The following is a 17,430-nucleotide window of genomic DNA, read 5'->3' on the forward strand; positions in this document are numbered from 1 at the left end:
GATACTCGGCCGGGGCGCTGATTCGATGAGGAGGGCGCGTGCCGCGGCTTGGCATCCACCAGGACTTCCTGCAGGACCTCATTCGGCTGGAGCGCCCCGTCCAGCAGAAGGTCGTCCAGACGATCACCAAGTTCGAACAGACCTCGCACGCCGGCGCGCACCTGGAAAAGCTCAGCGACATCCGAGATGAGCGCTTCAAGAGCATTCGAATCGACCGCAAATATCGCGGAATCGTGCTGGTACCGCAGACGGGTGACACCTTCACGTTGCTCCGGGTGGACACCCACGACGAGGCGTACGCCTGGGTACGGCATCGCCGAGTGTCGGTGAACATGGTCACCGGATGCATGGAGATCCGTGATGATGCGATCATCGACGACACGATCGAGGGAATGACCCGGACCTCGTCCAAGACCGTGCGCCCGATCCTCGAACACGTCTCCGATGCGGACCTGATCCGGCTGGGCATCGACGAACAGATGCTCAGGTTCACTCGGATGCTCACCGACGTGGCCATGCTCGAAGCCTTGGACGGCAAGCTGCCGCAGATCCAGTACGACGTTCTCCTCGGACTCGCCGCGGGCATGTCTCCCGAGGAGGTCTGGAACGACGTGGTCGGCACGTCCGCCGCGCCAGAAGAGATCGATCCCGACGATCTGATCGCCGCCACTCAGCGGATGTCGCACAAGGTGGCCCTCGTGGAAGGGCCGGAAGAACTGCTGGACCTGTTCGCCAAGCCGTTCGCCAGGTGGCGGGTCTACCTGCATCCATTGCAGCGGGAGGCGGCGTACGGATCGTATACGGGGACGGCGCAGGTGACCGGTGGACCCGGCACCGGCAAGACCGTGGTCGCGATTCACCGTGCCCGGCACCTGGCCCGGCAGGGCGGCAGGGTGCTGCTGACCACCTTCACCGCGACGCTGGCCCGTTCGCTGGCCGAATCATTGCGGCTGTTGGAGACGGACGACGAAGTACTGGGCCGCATCGACGTACTGACCGTCGATCAGGTGGCTCGACGGCTGGTCGACGAGCACGTGGGGAAGGCCACCCTTGTCCGCGAGGAGGAGGAGAAGGACATCTGGCGACGGATTGTCCGGCGTCGAGGTCTCGACCTCAGCGAGGCATTTCTGCGTGAGGAGTGGCGTCAGGTCATCCTCGCGCAAGCGATCACGTCCGCCGACGGCTATCTACAGGCACGTCGAACAGGTCGCGGACGACGGCTGGGACCTCTTCAGCGCGCCCAGGTCTGGCGGGCCGTCGACGAGTTCCAGCAGGAGTTGGCCGACCGCAATTACCGGACCTTCGAGTCGATCTGTGTCGAAGCGGTGCGCGTACTGCGTGACCTGAACACCCGACCATATGACCATGTGATCGTCGACGAGGCGCAGGACCTGCACCCGGTGCGTTGGCGGGTCCTTCGTGCCGCGGTCGCCGAGGGCCCGAACGACCTGTTCATCGCCAGTGACACCCACCAGCGAATCTACGACAATCGCGTATCCCTCAATTCGATGGGTATTCGGCTCGCCGGTCGTTCGACCAGGCTGAGGATCAACTACAGGACTACCGAGGAGATCCTCACCTGGAGCTGCGCCATGCTGGCCGGCGAAAAGATCGATGATCTCGATGGGAGGCCGAGCAGCCTGATCGGATGCCGCTCCGAAGTCCACGGCGCCAGGCCCGACCTTTACGGTGCCCCCACCAAGAACGCCGAGTTGGCTCATCTGGTCGAGATCCTACGAGGCTGGCTTGCCGCCGGAGTGGATCCAGAGGAGATCGGAGTAGCGGCTCGATCCGAGACGATGGGCCAGTCGGCCACAGACGCCTTGGTCCGTGCCGGCATCGACGCGTCCTACCTCTCGCGAGAGCGTGACGGGCTTGACGGCCACGTCCGGGTCACGACCATGCATCGGATGAAAGGGCTGGAATTTCGTTGCGTCGCGGTGATCGGCGTGGGCGCGAACCAGTTGCCGGCAGCGAACGCGGTCACACCGCTCGACGAGGATGCCACCACTCATGCGAACGACGTCCAGCGAGAGCGATGTCTGCTTTTCGTGGCCGCCACCCGGGCCCGCGAACGTCTCCACATCTCCTGGCACGGTGAACCGAGCGCGTTTCTCAACCTCGCCAATGATTGACGATTGCTGCGATTTCCTCGTCCGAGATCGCAGCGAGTCTCACCTTGTCCGGCTCGCTGCTTCCGCCGGTGAGCAACAACGCGCTACCCGAACCCAGCATGTCGGCTCCCATCCGGTCCAGCACATTCAAGCTCTCCTCGACCGTGTTCATGGGAAGAGCCAATCGGGCGGGGAAGTACGCCTTGATCCGGCTGTTGAGCACGTTCTCGACTGGCTCGGCCGCACGGGCGATGACGTGGAACCCGACCGCGCGTCCTTCCCTTGTCAGCTCCCTGACCGCTTCACCGTCATCGACCTCGGCCAACTCGTCGATGATCACGACCACGTCAGGATGCGCCATCGTGGCGTCACCGAGTGCACCGATGGGGGCCGGAAACCTACCTTCGCGAACTCCTCGGTTGAACTCCTCGGTAGTGCGGCAATGCCTCGACGTCAGATCGGCGTAGCGGCAGTCGATTTCGGCTAAAGCCCAGGCGAGCGGGTTTCCTTGGGCCTGATCGACAACGTGAGGGAGTTGGATGAAGGGACTCCTTCGTCCGATAATCACCATGCGAAGGTGCTTCGGTTGATGTCGCATTGCGAACGACGCGGTGATGGTCCGAAGCGGATCGAATGGTCCTCCGCTCCCGCCGATCAGGACATGTGGCGTCTCGTCAAAGTTGAGGAACACGGGCACCCCGTCCTCGCTGCGACCGAGACCTGCAAGCAGTGAGCCACCTTCGGGAGCTTCACGAAGGATATCGCCCAAGCTGGGCAGGTCAGGGGCACGGTGAGGCACTTCGACGCCGATCGCGGCCGCATCGGGCAAGAAGGAGGTCGATCGCCGCATGGGCGCCAACCGCGTGGCACTGTTGTTCGTGGCCTCGACGAATTCAGCGGCCAAACCGAGGATCTCGGCCTCGGACGTGGTCGGGCCGAGCCTGACTTCGAACCGGGTCAGTTCGGGAGTGCGCACGTATCCGGCGACCTTTGCATCGACTCGGGCTTGGTGCAGAACGGCACCGATGGCCTTGGCCATGGCGTCATCGACGTCAGTATGTTTGCGCTCCGACGTGCCGGCCTTCAGGAGTCGACCGGACGGAAGTTGGTGGGGTTGACTGCCACCGCTCTTGCGAGCAGGCAGACGCATGGCACGTAATCTGGCAGCGACCTCGGCGGCCGACTGCGGACGTTCTTCCGGCTTTTTTGCCAGGAGTTGCAGGATCAGCTCCTCCAACGGCGACGGTATGTCGCTTCGGACGCTGGAAGGAGGTAACGGGTTCTTGGTGGCATGCTGGAAGAGAAGACTCCAGGTGTTGCCGTGGAAGGGCCGATCTCCGGTGGCCATCTCATAGAGCACGCATCCTAATGAATAGAGGTCGCTGCGCTCGTCCGGTGCGCCGTCGCTCTGCTCGGGTGCCGCATAAGCAGGGGTGCCCACTTGCATGGTGGCATGGCCCGCGTCGACGACTCTGGCGATGCCGAAATCGCAGATCTTGGGTCGGTCACGAGGAAGGAGCATGATGTTGGCCGGCTTGACGTCACGATGGATGACCTTCTTGGCGTGTGCGGCGGCGAGAGCCTCGCCCAGACGGGCTCCAATGTTGACGACGCGATCAATCGGAAGGCCGTTCGGGGACTTGGACATGACCTTCGCCAGATCGGTGCCCTCAAGGAGCTCCATCACGAAGAACAACCTTCCGTTGTCCTCATCCGCGTCATGGACCACGACGATGCCCGGGTGTTGGAGCCGGCCGCAGAGCCTGGCCTCGGCGCGGAAACGATCGAGTCTTCGCTGGTCGAGATCCACATGATGAGGGAAGACCTTTACGGCGATCTCTCGGTCCAGGCGCTGATCGTATGCCCTCCATACCACGCCCATGGCGCCACGGCCGAGTTCGCTGTCCAGCCGGTAGCGCCCGGACAGGATGATCTCCTCGCTCACACCATCACCTCCGCCACTCGGTCCGCAGCCGCATCATGGTGATGCCTTACCACGAGGACGAGATGTTCCAAAACCGGAGAACGTAACCAAGGCCACGAGGATCTCGTACGGTAAGGCCATGGGAGTGGAGAGGCCGACCCGCGCCTCCAGCGAGGGTGTCCGGAAGAGCATGCAGTCCAACCGTGGCAAGGACACCCGGCCCGAACTCGCTCTGAGGCGTGCCGTTCACGCACTGGGCCTTCGCTACCGTGTCTCCGTTCGTCCTCTTCCCTCTGTACGACGCACCGCCGACCTTGTCTTCCCCAAGGTCAAAGTGGCCGTCTTCATGGACGGGTGTTTCTGGCACGGCTGCCCTGACCACCACACGAAGTCCGCCACCAATGCGGAGTACTGGGCGGAGAAGGTCCGCAGGAACAGGGAACGCGACGCCGAGACGGATCGGCTCCTTAGAGAAGCGGGATGGACGGTTGTTCGTGTTTGGGAGCACGAGGAAGCCATCCGGTCTGCGGAACTGGTTGCAGAGGCGGTCCGAGCAGCTCGCCAATCACATTGCCTTTGACAGGACGATCTATGTCAAATGTTGCTTGACGATCAAGTCTCGCGATTCCTCTATGTGTCACTCCCCGGCCCTCTCTCCAGTGCAGCTTCGCTACGTCTGCGCGGCGCTGTGGCATGACACCTGGAGTGACCGCCGTTCTTGCGGTCAGCGGACGACATTTCAACCCTACTCACCCGAAACGCACAGGGTGTCCAACTTAAACGACTGTGGCCATAAATGTCGTCACAAGTCCCCAGTCGAATCCATTTACCCTCCAATGTCCTGTTCAATCTTTATAGGGCGGACATATTGACCACAAGGCTCTACGGTCGCTAGTGTCAGCTACGGACATCCGGGCTGCGCCAACATCGCTGACGGCCCGAAACATCCTGTTCGTAATACGACTTCGACGTAGCTGCAACATTTGTCCGCGTGTCACCGCACGTCAATGTTTCACGTCGCGAATGCCGGAGCAAAATCCAGCCTTAACGCGTGATGGGCAGGGCGAGCTCAGCACGCATCTGCGGTCGTACATCAGGCCGAGAGATCGCGCGACCTACGATCCGCCGCTGCGATATCACCTCGCTCAACCCTCGTTCTCAGCCCTCACAAACCAGAGTCTGGCATCAGCGTGCCTAATCAAAACCTGCCACCCAATCACGTCCGAAAGAAAGAGGTTGCATTGGCCACCTTCGAGCTGAAGGCCATCGACGACCTTTCATCTGATCTCCACGTGGAAGTCCACGTCATTCGTGGCCATACCCTTATTAGCATCAGTCGCATCACGATTCGCGGCGACGGGATTCCGGAGCTTGCGTCCGACGAGTATTAGCACGACAACCCCATGTCGTGATCCCGATAACGCGGTCACCGCTTCCCTTGGGCACGCCCAACTCGACCGCCAGTCAAGGCTCGCCCGGGACGGGCATGCCAGGCTGGTAGACGCCTTCGGTGATCCTACGTCGGATCTCGTCTGACACCGCCTGCCAGCGGAGCTCATCGGGTTTGAATACAGACCCGCGGTTCACGCCCCTGCTGGCCGCTGAGATTCAGGCCGTGCTAGGTAGGCATGGCTGCCGACTGCCAGCGGGTGGAGATCACGTACAACCGTTGGTGCTGGCGCGCGTCGAGGTCGCGCTCAAGAACCTCGTCGCGATCTTCGAGGGGGGACCTGATGATCCGTTGGAACGAGTTCGCCGACTACCACGGTCCGCATAATAAGCGACCGAAGCCCGGGCATCTCGTTCTGAGCTGGTATGTGCCTGGCAACCGTACGTCGCGCGTTCGCGTGATCGCGCATACGTGTGAGTGCCGGGGCATCGCGTACGAGCTCTGTCACGTCGCCGGTCAGGGCTTCGTACGGCGAACCGACAGGATACGAGGAACGGTGCGCGAAACGGCCTGGACGAGCACGACGAGCGCCCTGGACACCTTTCATCGGATCCTTTTGGGACAGGCGCGATGAGGGCCAGGTAGGGGCTCTTGCTGGTGTGACGGGGCGCGGCGATGCTGGGGGGAGGGTCGGCTGGGGGGGAGGGGTGGGTGTGGGCTCCGGGTCGTGGTTCGTCGTTGGGCTCGATAACGGGGGGAACGCCAACAACGCCACCGTTCTCGATGACGCGGGTCGGTTCCTCGTTCCGGGGATGGTCGAGTCGCCGAGTCGGGTGCGGGAAGGGCCGAAGGCGGCGTTGCGGGCGTTGGCGGAGGCGTTGGAGCGGGTGCTGGAGGTCGCGGACGTACGGCGGGCGGCCGTGGCGGGGGTTGGGTTGGATACGCCGGGGCCGGCCAGTGCGTACGGGGTCATCTCGTCGCGTGGGTCGACGAACTTTCTGCATCCGGAGTGGGCCGGGTTCGATATTCGTACGGCGCTGGAGGATTTGCTGCAGGTGCCGGTCGTGTACAGCAATGACGCCAATGCGGCGGCGTTGTATGCGCATCACACCTATTTCGGGGCGGAGGAGGCGGGGCGGCGGTCGTCGGTGTCGGCGATTGTCGGTACGGGGCTCGGCGGTGGGGTGGTCGAGTCGGGGCAGGTCGTGCGGGGGGCGGCGGGGATGGCTGGGGAGCTTGGGCACATTCCGCTTCCGCCTGGTGGGGTGTTGGAGGACGGGCAGGCGCTGCCGGAGTGCAATTGCGGCAATGTGTGTGATGTCGAGAGTCTGGCTTCGCTGACGGGGATCGAGAAGAATCTGCTGCCGTACTGGCTCGGGCGGTATCCGGGTCATCCGCTCGCGAACGAGCCGTTAGGGGTGGCGGCCAAGGCTTTGCGCGGGTACGCCGAGCGTGAGGATCCGCTGGCGTTGAGCGTGTTCGAGCAGCAGGCCAAGGCTCTGGGGATGTTGTTCACGATGGCGGCCAACTTCACCGATCCGCACGCGTACTTCCTGGGCGGGGGTGTCGTGGCGGCCGGGGCGCGGTTCCGGGACTGGCTGCTGGGGCGGGTGCGGGCGTACACCGCGCTCCGGGTCGAGCAGCGGGAGGCGGCGGTGTTCGCGCTGGTGCCGGATCTGGACATGGCGGGGGCGCGGGGGGCGGCGATCGCTGCGCGCGAGGTGCTGCGTCCGCTGCTCGGCCTGGCCGGTACGGCTCCAGGCGTTCCCGGCGATCCAGGCGGTCCCGGCGATCCAGCCGGACCGGGTGTCGTCTCGGCTTGAAACGGCGGGAAGCCACCGCTCCCCCATCTACTACGCAGAAGAAGCGCCCTCTAGCCCAGGCGTTCCCGCAGGCGTGCGCGCAGCGGTTCGTAATCGTGTCCGGGAAAGGATCGGGGAAAGACCTCGAGCATCGCGGTCAGGTTCTCGGCGGTGTCGTGGTGGCGTGGGGCGCTGAGGTCGACGTCGGCGAACAGGTACTGCCAGCCGAAGGCGCCTTTGGTCACCAGCAGTGTCTCCAGATATGTGCCGTAGTCCAGATGCAACCGGTGCAGCATGGTCCGGGTCGTGACGTAGAACCAGATCTGGGGTTCGCCCCCCTTCGGGGGCATGCGCAGGCCGGCCACGGCGCCCTCACCGGCGAACGGCGCCTCGTCGAAGATCTTCAGTGTCGCGAGGACACTACGGTCGCCGGGCAGCAGATTCACGTCCCTCAGCCCCGGGTGCGGCCGGCCCACCAGGCAGTCGTGGATGTTGCGCAGGAAGAACTCGCCGTGCACGCTTCCGTCGGTGGCGGTCCAGGCCGCATGGTACGCGTCGGCCGCGAAATGGTAGGGCCGCAGAACGTCGGCCAGCCCCACACCCCACTCGGCGGCGATGCGTTCGCACACCTGATCCGGGTCCGCCAGCAGTTCGAGCCGCTGTGGTGTCAGGTCCGGAGCCGGAGGCCGGCGTTCGACCTCGACCCCGCCGCAGCGCTCCAAATCCGCGATGGCCTGCTCAAGCCGCATGCCATAGGTCACTTCCGGTGCGCCCTTCGCTCATCTCGGCTGCCAAAGCTTTGGACGATCAGGCTGAGAGAGAGGTTCCCGGCATCATCCTGCCGAAAGACGCCGCGGCTCAGGGCGCGCCGGGTTGACCTCGACTTTGGTTGAGGTTGAAGACTGGCGAGGACGGTTTCTCCCGCGATGAAAGGCGGTCGTCCTCGTGCGTGCGATTCAGGTGGCCTCGTTCGGTGGGCCGGAGGTGCTGGTTCCTGTGGAGGTGCCCGATCCGGAGCCCGGTCCCGGGCAGGTGGTGGTCGGGATGGCGGTGGCGGATGTGATCTTCCTGGACACGCTGTTGCGTGCCGGGTGGGGGCAGGAGTTCTTTCCGCGGGAGCTGCCGTACGTGCCCGGCGGCGGCGGAGCGGGTGAGGTGCTGGAGGTCGGCGACGGCGTGGATCCGGCGTGGGTCGGGCGGCGGGTGGTCGCGCGGACGTCCACGGGGTACGCCGAGCGGGTGGTCGCCGGGATCGAGGAGATCGTCGCGATTCCGGACGGGCTGGCGTACGAGCCGGCGGCGGCCCTCGTGCACGACGGCGTGACCGCGCTCGGCATGGCCGACCTGGGCGTGCCCCAGGAGGGGGAATGGGTGCTGGTGGCGGCGGCGGCCGGCGGGGCGGGGTCTTTGCTGGTGCAGCTCGCCGCCGAGGCGGGGGCGCGGGTGGTGGCGGCCGCGTCGAGCGGCGACAAGCTGGCGCTGGCGAAGGAGCTGGGGGCTGAGGCGGGCGTCGACTACACGCGGCCCGGGTGGGCCGAGCGGGTACGGGAGATCACCGGGGGCGGGGCGGCCCTCGTGTACGACGGGGCGGGCGGAGCCCTCGGCACGACGGCGGCCCGGGAGGCGGTGGCGGACGGCGGGCGGTTCGTCACGTACGGGACCGGCGAAGGTTTCGCGTCACCCGACCAGGAGGCGGCCGAGCGCCGGGGCGTGCGGCTGTTCTTCCCGCTCATGGAGGGCCCGCCCGCGCCGGAGGTCGCCCGCGAAGGGCTGGAGCGGGCACTGCGCCTGGGTGCGGAGGGGCGGTTGCGGCCGGCCGTCGGCGCCGTGTATCCGCTTGAACGGGCGGCCGACGCGCATCGCGCGCTGGCCGCGCGGACGACGGTGGGCAAGTCGCTGCTGGCGGTCCGGCCCGCGCGGTGATCGGCGGGCAGCGGCAGCGGAAGCTCGGAGTCGCGGCGGGGTCGCGGCCGGGGTCGCGTCACGCGAGCGGCAGCGGCGGCTCGGGGTCCTGGCGGGGGCCGAGGATGCGGCGTTCTGACTCCTCGATGCGTACGTCGTTGATGCTGGCCTCGCGCCGCCGCATCAGCCCGTTCTCGTCGAACTCCCACTGCTCGTTGCCGTAGCTGCGCCACCACTGGCCGGAGGGGTCGCGGCTCTCGTACTGGAAACGTACGGCGATGCGGTCGCCGGACGCCGCCCACAGCTCCTTGCGCAGCGCGTAGTCCAGCTCGCGGTCCCATTTGCGGCGCAGGAACGCCCTGATCTCGTCGCGGCCCTGGAGGAACTCGTCGCGGTTGCGCCAGACGGAGTCCTCCGTGTACGCGAGCGCGACGCGGTCGGGGTCGCGGGTGTTCCAGGCGTCCTCGGCGGCCTGGACCTTGATCCGGGCGGTCTCCTCGGTGAACGGCGGGACTGGCGGGCGGGTCATGGGGCCTCCTTGGCACACGACAAGCGGAGAACGAGCGTTCTCCCGTATCGTAGAGAACGCTCGTTCTCCAAGGCAAGGAGCCCCGGTCATGGAACACGCGGAACGCGTTCTCACCGCGGCTGCGGACCTGTTCTACCGGCGTGGCGTGCGCGCCGTCGGCATGGACGAGGTCCGGGCCGCCTCCGGCGTGTCGCTGAAGCGGCTCTACCAGTGCTATCCCTCGAAGGAGGCGCTGGTGGTGGCGTACCTGGAGCGGCGGGACGAGCGCTGGATGTCCTCGCTCACCGGGTACGTGGCCGGACGGCCCGACCCGGTCACGGCGGTGTTCGAGTGGCTGGAGCGATGGTTCGGGGAGGACGACTTTCGCGGGTGCGGGTTCGTCAACGCCTATGGGGAGCTCGGGGTGGAGTCCGACGCCGTACGGGAGGTGGTGCGGCGGCACAAGGAGCGGCTGCGCGCGTACCTGCGCGAGCTTGCCGCCAAAGCGGGTGCGGCGGATCCCGGGCTGGTGGCCGAGCAGCTTCTCGTGCTGATCGACGGGGCCACCGCGGTCGCCATGGTGAGCCCGCGCGAAGCGGCGGCCACGGCGGCCCGCGCGGCGGGCCTGGCCGCCGCCGCGATCATGGCGGCGGACGGGACCCCGGGGCGATAGCGCACTCGGCGTCGGACGGGGCCCCCGGGGTGACAGCGCACTCGGCATCGGACGGGGCCCCGGGGTGACAGCGCACTCGGCGTCGGACGGGGCCCCCGGGGTGACAGCGCACTCGGCATCGGACGGGGCCCCGGGGTGACAGCGCGCTCGGCGTCGGACAGGGCGCTGAGGCGACAGCGCCCCGAATGCCGGACGGGCCCCTGATGCCATGACGGGATCGGCGATCATGCGAGAATCCCCGTTCATGGCCGTCATCCACCAAACCACCCTCAAACCCACCAAACTCGAACTGCTCACCGCCTGGCTGCCCACCCGCCCCTGGTATCGAGGCGACGGCGTGCCGAGCCTGGTCAAGGCCGGTGGATTCCGGCTGGACGACCCGCAGGGCGAGGTCGGGATGGAGTTCATGGTCGTCGCCGACACCTCGGGCACGCGTCCGGTCGCCTATTTCGTGCCGCTCACCTACCGCGGCGCCCCGCTGGACGAAGCCGAGGACGCCCTGGTCGGCACCATGGAACACGGCGTGCTGGGGCGGCGCTGGGCGTACGACGGCTGCCACGACCCGGTCCTGCTCGCCCAGTTCGCGGCCCTGATCGAGGGCCGGGTGCAGGCTCAGGACCAGAACGTCAGCGACACCGTCGACCAGGACGTCAGCCGCGCCTTCAGCGGTGACGTCCTTCCTCGTTTCTCGACCGTGTGGAACGACGACGAGGGCACCGAGCTGAAGGCGGCGGACGGCACGGTCCTGCGGCTGCAGCGGGTGCTGGGGCCGGCCGACGCGCCCGAGGAGTCGATCGGGCACGTCGCCGGCGCCTGGAGCCTGCCGGACGGCGTACGGGAGCGCGGCCTGTTCGCCGTCCTGCGCCCGGCCTGAGCAGGCCGGGTGCAGGACGGCCTGAGCCGGCCGGGCGGGTCTCAGCGCGGCAACACCTTGTCGAGGGTGATCGGCAGGTCGAGGACGCGCACCCCGGTGGCGTGGCGGACCGCGTTCGCGACCGCCGCCGCCACCCCCGCGATGCTGACCTCCCCGATCCCCACCAGCCCCAGCGGCATGGTCGGGTCCGGCTCGTCCAGATAGTGCACGTCGATGTGCGGCACGTCGGCGTGCACGGGCACGTGGTAGTCGGCGAGGCTCGGGTTCATGATCCGGCCGGTACGCGGATCGACCAGCGTCTCCTCCGACAGCGCCATCCCGAGCCCCATGACGATCCCGCCCCGGAGCTGGCTGGCGGCCGTCTTGGCGTTGACGATCCGGCCCACGTCGAACACCCCGAGCCACCGCGACACCCGGATCTCGCCGGTGTCCCGGTCCACCCGCACCTCGCAGAAGTGCACCCCGCAGGCGGCCTTCACCAGGCGCCGCCGCTCCAGCAGCGTCCGGATCATGAACACGGGCATGTTGGCCTTCACCTCGGCGGTGACGTGGTCGCGGCCGGCACGGGCCAGGATCTCCGCGTACGTTCCTGGAGCGCCCCGGCCCAGCCGCCGCACCGTCCGCTTCAGCTTGGCGCAGGCGGCCACGACCCCGGCCGCGACGCTGGCCGTCTGCGTCGAGCCGCCCGCGCCGGGCGCGTCAGGGAGCGAGGAGTCCCCGTACTCGACCCGTACCGACTCCAGGGGCACGCCCAGCTCGTCGGCGGCGATCTGGGCCTGGACGGTGGCCGCGCCCATGCCCATCTCCTGCAGCCCGCAGCGCACCACGACCCGGCCGTCCGCGCCGAGCCGGACGCTCACGTTCGCGGGCAGCACCATCGCCGGATGGTAGGCCGTCGCGACGCCCATCCCGACCAGCCACCGCCCGTCCCGCGTGACCCCGGCGCGCGGGTCGCGGTCGCGCCAGCCGAAGCGTTCGGCGCCGAGCGCGTACGCCTCCCGCAGCAGCCTCCGCGAGAACCGCTTGCCGTCCACCGGATTGCGGTCGGGCTCGTTGCGCAGCCGCAGCTCGACGGGGTCGAGGCCGAGCTCCCAGGCCAGCTCGTCCATCGCGGACTCGATGGCGAAGGTGCCGATGGCCTCGCCGGGGGCGCGCATGGCGGTGTTCGCCAGCAGGTCGAGCTCGACGACGTGCTGACGCAGGTGGATGTTCGGGGCGGCGTAGAGGTGGCGGGTGGCGGCGGTGATCGGCTCGGGCATGCCGCCGATCCGCCCGGTCCTGGAGACGCTGGTGTGCACGATCGCGGTCAGCCGCCCGCCGGTGTCCGCGCCGAGCGCGACCCGCTGCGTGCTGGGGGTGCGCCCGCCGACCGTGTGGTAGACGGCCGCGCGGCTGAGCGCGAGGCGTACGGGGCGGCCGACGGCCCGCGCGGCCAGCACGGCGAGCAGCGTCCCCGCCCACACCATGGCCTTGCCGCCGAACCCGCCGCCCACGTACGGCGCCAGCACCCGGACGCCACTCTCCGGCACGCCGAACCGGGTCGCCAGGTGCTTGCGCAGCCAGGCGATGTTCTGGGTGCCCTCGTGCACGGTGAGCCGGTCGCCGTCCCAGACGGCGGTCGTGGCGTGCGGCTCCAGGGCGTTGTGGTGGTAGGGCGGCGTGGTGAAACGCAGGTCCACGGTGACCGGCGCGGCCTTCAGCGCGGCCTCGGCGTCGCCCTTGTCGGCCTCGCTCTCCTGCAGCAGGTTGCCCTTCTGCGGCACGGCGTTCGGCTCCTCGGCGGCGAAGTCGAGGACGGCGGGCAGCTCCTGGTAGACCGGCCGGATGAGGGCGGCGGCGTGCCGGGCGGCCTGCGGGGTCTCGGCGACGACGACGGCGACCGGCTGGCCGTTCCAGTGCACCTCGTCCGTCGCCAGGTAGTTGACGGACGTGGCCGAGACGAACGTGCTGAGGTCGAGCGGCGTGAACTTCGGCGGCGGCTTCATGGCCGGGGCGTTCTCGTGGGTGAGGACGTCGATCACGCCGGGCACGGCCCTGGCCTCCGCCGTGTCGATCGCGGTGATCCGGCCGCGCGCGACGGAGGCGTGGACGAGGGCGGCGTGGGCCAGGTCGGGGTAATGGTGCTCGGCGGCGAAGCGGGCCTCGCCGGTGACCTTGGCCCGGCCGTCGACGCGGTCGACGGGCTTGCCGACGTAGGCGGCCGGGGCGGTCGCGCGCTCGGTCTCGGTCGTGGTCATGCCGTCCCCTCCTCGTCGGTTAGGTCGCGCGGCATCCGAGCGATCCCCCCCTCGTCGGTCAGGTCGCGCGGCATCCCGGCGATCCCTTCCCCCAGGTCGCGCAGCGTGGCCGCGACGGTGGCGCGGGCCAGGCCGGTCTTGAACGCGTTGCCGGGCCGTACGTCGGCGGGCGCCAACTCGGCTTCGGCGGCCCGCCGGTACGCCTCCTCGTTCGCGGGCCCGCCGAGCAGCAGCCGCTCGGCCTCCCTGGCCCGCCACGGCGTGGTGGCCACGCCGCCCAGCGCCAGGCGCACGTCGGTGACGACGCCGTCCGTGACCTCCAGCGCGGCGGCCACGGAGACCAGCGCGAACGCGTACGACGCCCGGTCGCGCACCTTGCGGTAGCGGGAGCGGGCGGCGACCGGCGAGGGCGGCAGCTCGACCGCCGTGATCAGCTCGTCGGCGGCCAGCGCGGTCTCGACGTGCGGGGTGTCGCCGGGCGGCAGGTGGAACTCGGCGATCGGGATCCGCCGGACGCCGCGCACGCTGCGGGCCTCCACGACGGCGTCGAGCGCGGCGAGCGCCACGCACATGTCCGACGGGTGGGTGGCGATGCAGCTGTCGCTGCCGCCGAGCACGGCGTGGGAGCGGTTGAAGCCGCCGATGGCGTCGCACCCGGCTCCGGGCTCGCGCTTGTTGCAGGCCGACTCGCGGTCGTAGAAGTACGGGCAGCGGGTGCGCTGCAGCAGGTTGCCGCCCACGGTGGCCATGTTGCGCAGCTGCGCCGACGCGCCCGCCAGGATGGCCTGGGAGAGCATCGGGAAGCGGGCGGCCACGCGGCGGTCGGCGGCCAGGGCGCTGTTGCGTACGAGGGCGCCGACCCGCAGGCCGCCGCCGGGCAGGTCGTGCACCTCGTCGAGGGGCAGCGCGGTAAGGTCCACGACGGTGGCCGGGCGTTCGATGCCCTCGCGCATGAGGTCCACCAGGTTGGTGCCGCCGCCGAGGAAGCGGGCGCCGGGGTCGGCGGCCACGGCCAGCACGGCCTCGTCCACGTCGGCGGGCTTGAGGTAGGCGAAGGGTCTCATCGGGTCACGTCCTTGATCGCGTCCACGATGCCGTTGTAGGCGCCGCAGCGGCACAGGTTGCCGCTCATGCGCTCCCTGATCTCGGCCTCGTCGAGCGCGGCGGGGTCCGCGCCGGAGGCGGCGTGCTCGGCCAGCATGCCGATGGCCGAGCAGATCTGGCCCGGGGTGCAGTAGCCGCACTGGAGCCCGTCGTGGCGGACGAACGCCTCCTGGAGGGGGTGCGGGGTCACCCCTTCGATCGTGGTGATCTCCTTGCCGTCGTACTGGACGGCGAGGGCCAGGCAGGAGTTGATCCGCACGCCGTCGGCGAGAACCGTGCACGCGCCGCACGCGCCCTGGTCGCAGCCCTTCTTCACCCCGGTCAGGCCCAGGCGGTCGCGCAGCAGGTCGGCGAGGCTCACCCAGGGTTCGGCGTCCAGCTTCTCCTCGGCGCCGTTCACCCGCATCCGTATCTCGGTCACGACGGGGACGCTAACAGAACGGTGTCCGCCTAACAAGAGAACGTTGTTCTTTTAAGTGCCGCCAGTATGCTGGCAGCGACATGACGCGATCGGCATTCCTCCGGGCCAGGCGGCCTGAGCACAAGGAGCAGCGGCGGCAGGCGATCCTCGACGCCGCCCGCGAGCTCGCCGCCGCCTCCGGCGTGCGCACGGTCAGCCTGGGGGCGGTCGCGGAGGCGGTCGGCCTGGCGAAGTCCAACATCGTGCGTTATTTCGGCACCCGCGAGGAAATCTACCTCCAGCTCGCCGCCGAGGAGTGGCGCGCCTGGGCGGAGGCGGTCACGGCACGCCTCCCGGACACCACGGACCCCGACGCGGTCGTCACGGCGCTGGCCGAGACGCTCGCCGCCCGCCCACTCTTCTGCGACCTGCTCGGCAACACCTCCACCAGCCTGGAGCACAACGTCTCCGTCCCGGCCGCGCACGCCTTCAAGCGCACCGTGGTCGACACCGTGACCGAGCTCGGCGCCCGCATCGCGCCCGCCGCCGGCCTCACCCCGACGGAAGGGCTCGAACTCGCCGCGGCCGCCGCGGGCCTGGCCGGGGTGCTCCACCCGGCCGCCAACCCCTCCCCCGTGCTGCTCCAGGTCTACGCCCAGGACCCCGAGCTGGCCGCCTCGTGCCCGCCGTTCGTGCCGACGCTCGTGCGCGGGCTGCGCGCCATCGCGGCCGGGCTGCCCGCGCTGCGGGAGAGCTGAAAGTTTCAGCGGCGTCCAGCGCATACGCCGCCGCGGCGGCCGATTGCTGTACATGACGGCGGTTTCCCAGCACGGTGTGCCTAACCGGTTAACACTGGAGAAGGGACCCCCATGAGGAAACCCATCGGGCTCGTGGCGGCGGCGTTCCTGTCGCTCCTCGTCTCGATGCTCGCCGCCCCTGCCCCCGCGCACGCCGCGGTCGGGCTGCGGGTCAGCGGCACCAAGATCGTGGAAGCCAACGGGAACGCGTTCGTGATGCGCGGCGTCAGTCACGCGCACACGTGGTACACGAGCCAGACGAGCTCCTTCGCCAACATCAAGGCGCTGAAGGCCAACACCGTCCGCGTGGTGCTGAGCGGCGGCCGGTGGACGCCGAACGCCGCCTCCGACGTGGCCAACGTCGTCTCGCTGTGCAGGCAGAACCGGTTAATCTGCGTGCTCGAAAACCACGACACCACGGGCTACGGCGAGCAGAGCGGCGCGTACACGCTGGACCAGGCCGTCACCTACTGGAACAGCGTGAAGAGCGCGCTCACCGGCACCGAGGACTTCATCATCATCAACATCGGCAACGAGCCGTACGGCAACAACAACGTCTCCGGCTGGACCAGCGCCACCTCCTCGGCCATCGCCCGGATGCGCACCCTCGGCTTCCAGCACCTGCTCGTCGTGGACGCGCCGAACTGGGGCCAGGACTGGCAGTTCACCATGCGGGACAACGCCGCCACCGTGGCCGCCGCCGACCCGCAGCACAACACCGTCTTCGCCATCCACATGTACGGCGTCTTCGACACGGCCGCCGAGATCACCGCCTACCTCGACGCCTTCCAGAGCGCGGGCCTGCCGCTGATCATCGGCGAGTTCGGCTTCAACCACTCCGACGGCAACCCCGACGAGGACACCATCATGGCCCAGGCCCAGCAGCGGGCCCTCGGCTACATCGGCTGGTCGTGGAGCGGCAACGGCGGCGGCGTCGAGTACCTCGACATGGTCACCAACTTCGACCCCGCCCAGCTCACCTCCTGGGGCCAGCGCATCTTCAACGGCGCGAACGGCATCGCGGCCACCTCACGCGAGGCCACGTTCTTCAGCGGCGGCAGCACCGACACGACCCCGCCGACCACGCCGGGCACGCCGTCGGCCGCGAACGTCACCTCCTCCGGCGCCACCCTGTCCTGGACGGCCTCCACCGACACCGGCGGCTCGGGCGTGGCGGGCTACGACGTCTACCGCGAGCAGGGCGCGACCGACCCGCTGCTCGGGACGTCGGCGACCAACTCGATCACGCTGACCGGCCTGTCCGCCGCCACGCAGTACCAGGTGTACGTACGCGCCCGCGACGTCGCCGGCAACACCTCCGCGGCCTCCGCGACGACCACGTTCACCACCCAGCAGGGCGGCGGCGGCCCGAGCGGCGGCTGCACGGCGGCCGGGACGGTGCAGAGCCAGTGGGGCGGCGGCTACGTGGTGCAGCCGGTCACGGTGACCAACACCGGCACCTCGGCCACCACCGGTTGGACGGTCACCTTCACCCTGCCCGCCGGCCACACCCTCGCCGGCTCGTGGAACGCCACGGTGAGCGTCAGCGGCCAGACGGTCACGGCCAAGAACGCCGGCTACAACGGCAACCTGGCGCCGAACGGCTCGACCAGCTTCGGCTTCCAGGTGACCCGTCCCGGTGGCAACACCGCGACGGTCTCCTCCTACACCTGCGCGGCCTCCTGAACGTGGCCGGTCCTCGCCA

The 17,430-nt window shown here is 68.8% G+C and carries 15 protein-coding genes; 9 read left to right on the forward strand and 6 right to left on the reverse strand.

Going from position 1 to position 17,430, the window contains the following annotated elements; all coding sequences use genetic code 11:
* Positions 1-38 precede the first annotated feature (38 nt).
* A complete protein-coding gene (locus tag ABD292_RS25580) occupies positions 39-2,135 on the forward strand; it encodes a UvrD-helicase domain-containing protein (RefSeq protein WP_344211440.1) in 2,097 nt (698 codons plus the stop codon).
* Here the strand turns inward: ABD292_RS25580 and ABD292_RS25585 are convergent.
* A complete protein-coding gene (locus ABD292_RS25585) occupies positions 2,116-4,059 on the reverse strand; it encodes a DNA translocase FtsK (RefSeq protein ID WP_344211442.1) in 1,944 nt (647 codons plus the stop codon). The genes ABD292_RS25580 and ABD292_RS25585 overlap by 20 nt on opposite strands.
* A 118-nt stretch (positions 4,060-4,177) precedes the next feature.
* On the opposite strand from ABD292_RS25585, the gene ABD292_RS25590 reads away from it, so the two are divergent.
* The 3 genes from ABD292_RS25590 to ABD292_RS25600 all read left to right on the forward strand — a co-directional run bounded on the left by ABD292_RS25590 (position 4,178) and on the right by ABD292_RS25600 (position 7,251).
* Complete coding sequence (locus ABD292_RS25590; protein ID WP_344211444.1) at positions 4,178-4,618, forward strand: very short patch repair endonuclease; 441 nt, start codon at positions 4,178-4,180, stop codon at positions 4,616-4,618.
* Positions 4,619-5,279: 661 nt separating this feature from the next.
* Positions 5,280-5,429, forward strand: a complete 150-nt coding sequence (locus tag ABD292_RS25595; protein WP_344211446.1) for a hypothetical protein — start codon at positions 5,280-5,282, stop codon at positions 5,427-5,429.
* 712 nt (positions 5,430-6,141) lie between these two features.
* On the forward strand, positions 6,142-7,251 hold the full coding sequence (locus tag ABD292_RS25600; RefSeq protein ID WP_344211448.1) for an ROK family protein: 1,110 nt from the start codon (positions 6,142-6,144) through the stop codon (positions 7,249-7,251).
* Positions 7,252-7,301: 50 nt separating this feature from the next.
* Here ABD292_RS25600 and ABD292_RS25605 read toward each other — a convergent pair whose 3' ends face one another.
* Positions 7,302-7,991 carry a hypothetical protein gene (locus tag ABD292_RS25605; protein WP_344211450.1) on the reverse strand — a complete coding sequence of 230 codons (690 nt, stop codon included), beginning with the start codon at positions 7,989-7,991 and terminating at the stop codon, positions 7,302-7,304.
* A gap of 184 nt (positions 7,992-8,175) precedes the next feature.
* Here ABD292_RS25605 and ABD292_RS25610 point away from each other — a divergent pair, with 184 nt between their 5' ends.
* Positions 8,176-9,153 carry a zinc-binding dehydrogenase gene (locus tag ABD292_RS25610; RefSeq protein ID WP_344211452.1) on the forward strand — a complete coding sequence of 326 codons (978 nt, stop codon included), beginning with the start codon at positions 8,176-8,178 and terminating at the stop codon, positions 9,151-9,153.
* Positions 9,154-9,211: 58 nt separating this feature from the next.
* Here ABD292_RS25610 and ABD292_RS25615 read toward each other — a convergent pair whose 3' ends face one another.
* Positions 9,212-9,661: a nuclear transport factor 2 family protein gene (locus tag ABD292_RS25615; protein ID WP_344211454.1), complete on the reverse strand. Its 450-nt coding sequence runs from the start codon at positions 9,659-9,661 to the stop codon at positions 9,212-9,214.
* 88 nt (positions 9,662-9,749) lie between these two features.
* On the opposite strand from ABD292_RS25615, the gene ABD292_RS25620 reads away from it, so the two are divergent.
* Together ABD292_RS25620 and ABD292_RS25625 are read left to right on the forward strand one after the other, a co-directional pair.
* Positions 9,750-10,313: a TetR/AcrR family transcriptional regulator gene (locus ABD292_RS25620; RefSeq protein ID WP_344211456.1), complete on the forward strand. Its 564-nt coding sequence runs from the start codon at positions 9,750-9,752 to the stop codon at positions 10,311-10,313.
* 244 nt (positions 10,314-10,557) lie between these two features.
* Complete coding sequence (locus tag ABD292_RS25625) at positions 10,558-11,187, forward strand: maltokinase N-terminal cap-like domain-containing protein (RefSeq protein ID WP_344211458.1); 630 nt, start codon at positions 10,558-10,560, stop codon at positions 11,185-11,187.
* A 41-nt stretch (positions 11,188-11,228) separates the two neighbouring features.
* On the opposite strand, the gene ABD292_RS25630 is transcribed toward ABD292_RS25625, so the two are convergent.
* The 3 genes from ABD292_RS25630 to ABD292_RS25640 are packed head-to-tail and all read right to left on the reverse strand — an operon-like array spanning position 11,229 to position 14,934.
* A complete protein-coding gene (locus ABD292_RS25630) occupies positions 11,229-13,424 on the reverse strand; it encodes a xanthine dehydrogenase family protein molybdopterin-binding subunit (RefSeq protein WP_344211460.1) in 2,196 nt (731 codons plus the stop codon).
* A complete protein-coding gene (locus tag ABD292_RS25635) occupies positions 13,421-14,488 on the reverse strand; it encodes an FAD binding domain-containing protein (RefSeq protein ID WP_344211462.1) in 1,068 nt (355 codons plus the stop codon). Before ABD292_RS25635 ends, ABD292_RS25630 begins: the two co-directional genes overlap by 4 nt.
* The gene (locus ABD292_RS25640) at positions 14,485-14,934 is read right to left on the reverse strand and encodes a (2Fe-2S)-binding protein (protein ID WP_344211657.1); all 450 of its coding nucleotides are present in this window, start codon (positions 14,932-14,934) and stop codon (positions 14,485-14,487) included. Before ABD292_RS25640 ends, ABD292_RS25635 begins: the two co-directional genes overlap by 4 nt.
* A gap of 95 nt (positions 14,935-15,029) precedes the next feature.
* Here ABD292_RS25640 and ABD292_RS25645 point away from each other — a divergent pair, with 95 nt between their 5' ends.
* Together ABD292_RS25645 and ABD292_RS25650 are read left to right on the forward strand one after the other, a co-directional pair.
* Complete coding sequence (locus ABD292_RS25645) at positions 15,030-15,686, forward strand: TetR/AcrR family transcriptional regulator (protein WP_344211464.1); 657 nt, start codon at positions 15,030-15,032, stop codon at positions 15,684-15,686.
* A 111-nt stretch (positions 15,687-15,797) separates the two neighbouring features.
* Positions 15,798-17,411, forward strand: a complete 1,614-nt coding sequence (locus ABD292_RS25650) for a cellulase family glycosylhydrolase (RefSeq protein WP_344211466.1) — start codon at positions 15,798-15,800, stop codon at positions 17,409-17,411.
* The last annotated feature ends 19 nt before the right edge of the window (positions 17,412-17,430 follow it).

Origin of the sequence: Nonomuraea bangladeshensis (assembly GCF_039529455.1) — a bacterium.
Classification (GTDB): domain Bacteria; phylum Actinomycetota; class Actinomycetes; order Streptosporangiales; family Streptosporangiaceae; genus Nonomuraea; species Nonomuraea bangladeshensis.